The 7,445-nt window shown below is 31.5% G+C and carries 6 protein-coding genes; 4 read left to right on the forward strand and 2 right to left on the reverse strand.

Features of this window, described 5'->3' with window-relative positions; translation table 11 throughout:
- Nucleotides 1-745 (reverse strand): SulP family inorganic anion transporter (locus ACIQ2I_RS06585; protein WP_396181637.1); only part of this gene is annotated, 745 nt, incomplete at its 3' end.
- 67 nt (nt 746-812) lie between these two features.
- Nucleotides 813-1,127 (reverse strand): hypothetical protein, encoded by a 315-nt coding sequence (locus ACIQ2I_RS06590; RefSeq protein ID WP_396181638.1) that lies wholly within the window; start codon nt 1,125-1,127, stop codon nt 813-815.
- 130 nt (nt 1,128-1,257) lie between these two features.
- On the opposite strand from ACIQ2I_RS06590, the gene pyrF reads away from it, so the two are divergent.
- The 4 genes from pyrF to ACIQ2I_RS06610 all read left to right on the forward strand — a co-directional run.
- Nucleotides 1,258-2,076, forward strand: coding sequence for an orotidine-5'-phosphate decarboxylase (gene pyrF / locus ACIQ2I_RS06595; RefSeq protein WP_396181639.1), 819 nt, complete (start codon nt 1,258-1,260; stop codon nt 2,074-2,076).
- Between the two features lie 47 nt (nt 2,077-2,123).
- Nucleotides 2,124-2,954, forward strand: a complete 831-nt coding sequence (locus tag ACIQ2I_RS06600) for an ABC transporter substrate-binding protein (RefSeq protein WP_396181640.1) — start codon at nt 2,124-2,126, stop codon at nt 2,952-2,954.
- A gap of 2 nt (nt 2,955-2,956) precedes the next feature.
- A complete protein-coding gene (locus tag ACIQ2I_RS06605; protein ID WP_396181641.1) occupies nt 2,957-3,754 on the forward strand; it encodes an alpha/beta fold hydrolase in 798 nt (265 codons plus the stop codon).
- 313 nt (nt 3,755-4,067) lie between these two features.
- A partial coding sequence (locus tag ACIQ2I_RS06610; RefSeq protein ID WP_396181642.1) for a methylmalonyl-CoA mutase family protein occupies nt 4,068-7,445 on the forward strand: 3,378 nt, incomplete at its 3' end.

Consider the following 7,445-nt stretch of genomic DNA (forward strand, 5'->3'; position numbering starts at 1 on the left):
TTACAATGATATTTTTGAATTCCTCTAAAGAAGTTGGAACTGGTAAACTAACCAAGTGCTCTTTTACAATCGCTAAATTACTTCCAGATTGAATAAAAAATTCGTTTAATAAAATACTAACAATAACTGCTACTAAAGCTGGTGGAATTAGTTTTATTTTCTTTAAAAAGTCAACTTTATTCCATAAAATTAATATGGTAAGCGAAATAACGGCTATAATAATCGAACCTATTTGAACATGATCAAATATATTGAAAATTTCAGAAAAAGTATTTTGTCCATCTGGTTGAAAAAAAGATTCATCACCTTCAAAATCTGGATCATATCCAAAGGCATGAGGAATTTGTTTTAAAATAATGATAACACCAATTCCGGCCAACATGCCCTCAATAACATTATTTGGAAAATAATTTGAAATACTTCCAGCTTTAATAAAACCTAATATTAACTGAATTATTCCTGCAAGTAAAACCGCTAAAAGAAAGGCATTGAATGAACCTATATCTGTTATTGCAGTTAAAACAATTGCAGTTAATCCTGCTGCCGGACCAGAAACACTTAAATGGGACTGACTTAAATATCCCACAACAATACCGCCCACAATACCCGAAATAATACCTGAAAATAGAGGTGCTCCACTTGCTAATGCAATACCGAGACATAATGGCAAAGCCACTAGAAAAACCACTAAACCTGAAGCAAAATCAGATTTAAGGTTTGCAAAAAGATTGATTTTTTTTGACATACTAAAAATATAAATTTAATAAATTATTTTACGATGTGAAATTCAAACATCGAAAAGCGAAATCATATTAAACTATATCTGGAGGTGGAGAAAAAATTTCTTTGAATTGAGATTTATGATTACTTAAAAAATGAAATAAATTTACTCTGTAATCATTAATTGAATTTGTTATATAAACTTTTTCTGTAAATATTATTTTGTCAAAAAAATCCAATTCATTTTTTTCTAATTCTTTTTCTTCAGAATTATCTGCATCTTTTTCATTTTCATCTATATCTAATAAAGTAACAGTTTTAATACTATCTTCAAATACACCCTGAAATGCGGGAGTAATTACAGATAGTAAAAAAACATATAAAATAATATTTGTTATTTTCTTCAAAAGATTAATTTATTTTGCACAAAAATAGAACCTTGAATTTTAAAAACAAAAGCTTTTTTAATAATTTATTGTTAAAAATTCAATAGATTTAAATTCCAAATTTGTAAATTTGCCTAACAATATTTATAAAATGACTACATCACAACTTATTGAGCAAATTCGTCTAAAAAAATCATTTTTATGTATTGGTTTAGATGTGGATTTAACTAAAATTCCAACACATTTTTTATCGAAAGATGATCCAATTTTCGAATTCAACAAAGCTATTATTGATGCCACTCATGATGTATGTGTTTCTTACAAACCAAATACCGCTTTTTATGAAGCATACGGTATAAAAGGTTGGCAATCCTTACAGAAAACAATCGATTATATAAACACCAACTATCCCAATATTTTTACTATTGCCGATGCAAAACGTGGTGATATCGGAAATACATCAACCATGTATGCCAAAGCTTTTCTTGAAGATTTAAACTTTGATTCGGTTACAGTAGCACCTTACATGGGAAAAGATTCCGTAGAACCATTTTTGGCTTTTGAAAACAAACATACTATAATGTTGGCTTTAACGTCAAATGAAGGTGCTTTTGATTTTCAAACATTAAATACAAATGGACAAGAATTGTACAAAACGGTTTTAGAAACGTCTAAAAATTGGAAAAATAGCCTGAATTTAATGTATGTTGTAGGTGCTACAAAAGCAGAATATTTTACTGAAATTCGTAAAATTGTACCAAATAGTTTCTTATTAGTTCCAGGAGTTGGTGCTCAAGGCGGAAGTTTAGCTGAAGTATGTAAATACGGAATGAATGAAAACATCGGGTTGTTAATCAATTCTTCTCGGGGTATTATTTACGCATCAAACGGAACTGATTTTGCTGAAAAGGCTAGGAAAGAAGCGTTGAAGTTGCAACAAGAAATGGAAGAGATTTTAAGTAAAATGTAAAAAGTTTACTCTAGGCAACAGTCAAACAATACCTATTACCAAAAAAAATGAAACAATTCACTGATCAACTTGGTACAACTCACTCTTTCGAAAATACACCTAAAAGAATTATTTCTTTAGTGCCTTCACAAACGGAGTTATTATTCGATTTGGGTTTGGAAGATGATATTGTCGGAATTACTAAATTTTGTGTGCATCCGTTTCATTTTAAATCTACAAAATCCATAATTGGTGGCACAAAAAACATTAAATACGATAAAATTAAAGACTTACAACCCGATATAATTATTGCTAATAAAGAAGAAAACACAAAAGAAATCGTTGAACAATTGAGAACTATTTGTCCAGTTTGGGTGACGGATATTATTACGATTGCAGACAACAATAAAATGATTGAAGATTTTGGAAATCTATTTAATAAACGCACGAATGCACAAAATTGGATTGACAAAATAAACTTCGGACACCAAAAATTTAAAACTTTAGTAGCTTCAAAATTTGAAGAAAATGCCAAACAAAAAGTTGCCTATTTTATTTGGGCAAATCCATACATGGTTGCTGCTGGAGATACCTTTATTAATGAGATGCTAAAAATGAATGGATTAGTGAATATCTATGACAACAATCCAAAATATGAAGGAAGATATCCAGAAGTGGTTATTAATAAAATGCGTATTCAAGGCGATCCTGATTTTGTGTTTTTGTCTTCCGAACCTTTTCCTTTTTCAGATGAACATGCTTTCGAATTAGGAAGACATACACATCACGCAAAAACTATTTTTGTAGATGGAGAAATGTTTTCTTGGTATGGAACTCGTATAGTAAAAGCATTTGATTATTTCACTTTGTTGCAAGAAAAGCTATACATTTACAAATAAAAATGATAACTTATACCACATACGAAAATAAAAACACCACCGAATGGGTAACATTTGTTCATGGCGCGGGTGGTAGCTCTTCTATTTGGTTTAAACAAATTAAAGAGTTTAAAAGTCATTTTAATGTTTTACTATTAGATTTACGTGGTCATGGCAATTCAAAAGAAAAAATTACAAAAAAATATACATTTAAAGCCATTGCTAATGATGTTTTAGAGGTTTTAAATCATTTAAATATCGATAAATCACATTTTATTGGTATTTCTTTAGGAACTATAGTTATCCGACAATTTGCAGAAATGTACGAAAACAGAGTGCAAAGTATGATTATGGGCGGCGCTATATTAAAAATGAATTTCCGCTCACAAATTTTAATGCGATTAGGCAATATGTTTAAGTACGTTTTACCTTATTTGGTTTTGTATCGCTTTTTCGCATTTGTAATTATGCCAAATAAAAATCACAAACAATCTCGTTTGTTGTTCATCAATGAAGCAAAAAAACTCTATCAAAAGGAATTTATTAAATGGTTTAAACTAACAGCCGAAATTAACCCGATTTTAAAATGGTTTCGTCAAGTTGAATTGAAAGTGCCTACCTTATATGTAATGGGTAATGAAGATTATATGTTTTTACCATCAGTAAGAAAAGTAGTGGAAAGTCATTTTAAAACATCAAAATTACTAGTTATAGAAAACTGTGGACATGTAGTAAATGTTGAAAAATGGGAAATATTTAATTCGGAAGTAATTCGGTATATAAATAATCAGAAAAAACATAAAAAAACAACTGAAACCTAAATTCCAGTTGTTTCTTAACTAAAAACTAACCTTAAAAACTATTAATACGCAAATATCAGAATAATAGTTAGTTAACACTGTTAATATTTTGTTATACTTATTGGTACACATGTTAAATTTTATAACAAATATTTTTACCAAATAGTATATTTTCGATTGTAATTAGTTCAACTATTTTGATTTTAGATACTTTTAATTTATAAATTCAAATAAGTAATTTTTTAAATTTTTGTTGATTTTTTACTTCTTTAAATTAGAGATAAAAATTATTAAATTCGTAAATTGCACCCTTAAAATCGATTAATATTTAAAAATGGAGCCACAAATACCTTATATTCCTGTCAATAAAGTAAGAATTGTTACAGCAGCGTCTCTTTTTGACGGACATGATGCTGCTATTAACATCATGCGAAGAATTATTCAAGCTACAGGTGTAGAAGTGATTCACTTAGGACATGATAGAAGCGTAGAAGAAGTTGTAAATACTGCCATTCAAGAAGATGCGAATGCTATTGCTATGACATCTTATCAAGGCGGTCATAATGAGTATTTTAAATACATGTACGATTTACTTAAGGAAAAAGGGGCAGGTCATATCAAAATATTTGGCGGTGGGGGTGGCGTAATTTTGCCTTCAGAAATCTCAGAATTGCATGAATATGGCATCGAAAGAATTTATTCTCCAGACGATGGTCGTGCCATGGGATTACAAGGGATGATTAATGATTTAGTGCAACGTTCAGATTATCCAATTGGAGATAAATTAACAGGAGAATTATTTCATATAGAAGAGAAAAACCCAACAGCAATTGCGAGATTGATTTCAGCGGCTGAAAATTTTCCAGATATTGCTAAGTCTGTTTTTGACCAAATTCATATAAAGAATGAATCTTCTAAAATTCCTGTTTTAGGAATTACTGGAACGGGTGGAGCAGGAAAATCATCTTTAGTAGACGAATTAGTTCGTCGATTCTTAATTGATTTTCCAGAAAAAACAATCGGATTAATTTCGGTTGATCCATCAAAACGTAAAACAGGCGGTGCTTTATTAGGTGATAGAATTCGTATGAATGCGATTAACAATTCCCGTGTTTATATGCGTTCATTAGCCACACGTCAATCGAATTTAGCATTGTCAAAATATGTAGCAGAGGCAATTCAGGTTTTAAAAGCTGCTAAATACGATATCATTATTTTAGAAACTTCTGGAATTGGACAATCAGATACGGAAATTATAGAACACTCTGATGTTTCGTTATATGTAATGACTCCCGAATTTGGCGCCGCAACACAGTTAGAAAAAATTGACATGCTAGATTTTGCTGATTTAGTTGCCTTAAATAAATTCGACAAACGTGGCGCTTTAGATGCCATTCGTGATGTAAAAAAACAATACCAACGCAACCATAATCTGTGGGATGTAGATACCAATACCATGCCTGTTTTTGGAACAATAGCTTCGCAGTTTAATGATCCTGGAATGAATACGCTCTACACATCTATTATGGATAAAATTGTAGAAAAAACAGGAGCCGATTTAAAATCGACTTTTGAAGTTACACGCGAAATGAGTGAGAAAATTTTTGTAATTCCACCTCACAGAACCCGTTATTTATCTGAAATTGCAGAAAACAATAGAAAATATGATGAAACGGCGTTATCTCAAGTAGAAGTAGCTCAAAAATTATATGGAATTTTTAAAACTTTGGAGTCAGTTTCAAATGCTAAACTGAGTTTGTCTAAATTTGGTTTAGATTCTGAAGAGATTCTGAAACAAGTTCAGAATGACAAATCGGATTTTATTAAACTACTAATAGCAGAATTTGATAAAGTAAAAATGAACTTTGATCCCTACAATTGGGAAATCATCTTAACTTGGGATGAAAAAGTAAACAAATACAAAAATCCAATATATAGTTTTAAAGTTCGTGATAAAGAAATTAAAATTGCTACGCATACCGAATCGTTGTCGCATTCGCAAATTCCAAAAGTGGCTTTACCCAAATACCAAGCTTGGGGTGATATTTTAAAATGGAACTTACAAGAAAACGTACCCGGAGAATTTCCGTTTACTTCTGGATTATACCCATTTAAAAGAGAAGGCGAAGACCCTAGTAGAATGTTTGCAGGAGAAGGCGGGCCAGAAAGAACTAACAAACGCTTTCATTATGTTTCTGCAGGATTACCTGCAAAACGTCTATCAACCGCTTTTGATTCCGTAACTTTATATGGTAACGATCCTCACATTCGTCCTGATATTTATGGGAAAATCGGAAATGCAGGAGTTTCGATTTGTTGTTTAGACGATGCTAAAAAATTGTATTCTGGTTTCGATTTGAGTCATCCAATGACATCTGTTTCAATGACTATTAACGGACCAGCTCCCATGTTGTTAGGATTCTTTATGAATGCTGCTATTGATCAAAATTGCGAAAAATACATTATTGAAAATGGTTTGCAAAATAAAGTAGAAGCTAAAATCATTGAAATATACAAGAAAAAAGGTACATCTCGACCATCTTATCAAGGCGACTTGCCTGAAGGAAATAATGGTTTAGGCTTGATGCTTTTGGGGGTTACAGGTGACCAAGTGTTACCTTTAGCTACTTATAACAATATAAAAATTAAAACTTTAGCTCAAGTTAGAGGAACTGTTCAAGCGGATATTTTAAAAGAAGATCAAGCGCAAAACACGTGTATTTTCTCGACTGAATTTGCTTTGCGTTTAATGGGCGACGTGCAAGAGTATTTTATTAAAGAAAACGTTCGTAATTTTTATTCGGTTTCTATTTCGGGCTATCATATAGCTGAAGCGGGCGCCAATCCAATTACCCAATTAGCATTCACTTTAGCTAATGGATTCACTTATGTCGAATATTATTTAAGTAGAGGAATGAACATTAACGACTTTGGTCCAAATTTATCTTTCTTTTTCTCTAACGGAATCGATCCTGAATATGCGGTAATTGGTCGGGTTGCCAGAAAAATTTGGTCGAAAGCCATGAAAAATAAATACGGAGCCAACGAAAGAGCGCAAATGTTGAAATACCATATTCAAACTTCTGGACGTTCATTACATGCACAAGAGATTGATTTTAATGACATTCGTACAACTTTGCAAGCGTTATATGCGATTTACGACAACTGCAACTCATTACACACCAATGCTTATGATGAAGCTATAACTACACCAACTGAAGAATCGGTTCGAAGAGCTATGGCTATTCAGTTGATTATTAATAAAGAATTAGGTTTGGCGAAAAATGAAAACCCAATTCAAGGTTCGTTTATTATTGAAGAATTAACGGATTTAGTGGAAGATGCTGTTTTACAAGAATTCGATAGAATTACAGAACGCGGCGGGGTATTAGGAGCAATGGAGACTATGTACCAACGTTCTAAAATTCAAGAAGAAAGTTTGTATTATGAAACCTTAAAACACACGGGTGAATTTCCAATTATTGGAGTTAATACATTCTTGAGTTCAAAAGGTTCTCCAACAATAATTCCAGCTGAAGTAATTAGAGCCACAGAGGAAGAAAAAGCATATCAAATAGAAATGCTTACGAATCTTCAACATGCGAATACAGAAATAGTTTCCAATCAAATTGAATTATTACAAAATGCGGCTATTAAAAACGAAAATATATTTGCCTTATTAATGGAAGCTACAAAAGTGTGTTCATTAGGA

Source organism: Flavobacterium sp. (assembly GCF_044368995.1).
Lineage (GTDB): Bacteria > Bacteroidota > Bacteroidia > Flavobacteriales > Flavobacteriaceae > Flavobacterium.

Bases quoted from the DNA above. Each gene is read 5' to 3' on its own strand.
- ACIQ2I_RS06605 (WP_396181641.1), top strand. From the start codon at position 2,957: ATGATAACTTATACCACATACGAAAATAAAAACACCACCGAATGGGTA.
- pyrF (WP_396181639.1), top strand. From the start codon at position 1,258: ATGACTACATCACAACTTATTGAGCAAATTCGTCTAAAAAAATCATTT.
- ACIQ2I_RS06600 (WP_396181640.1), top strand. From the start codon at position 2,124: ATGAAACAATTCACTGATCAACTTGGTACAACTCACTCTTTCGAAAAT.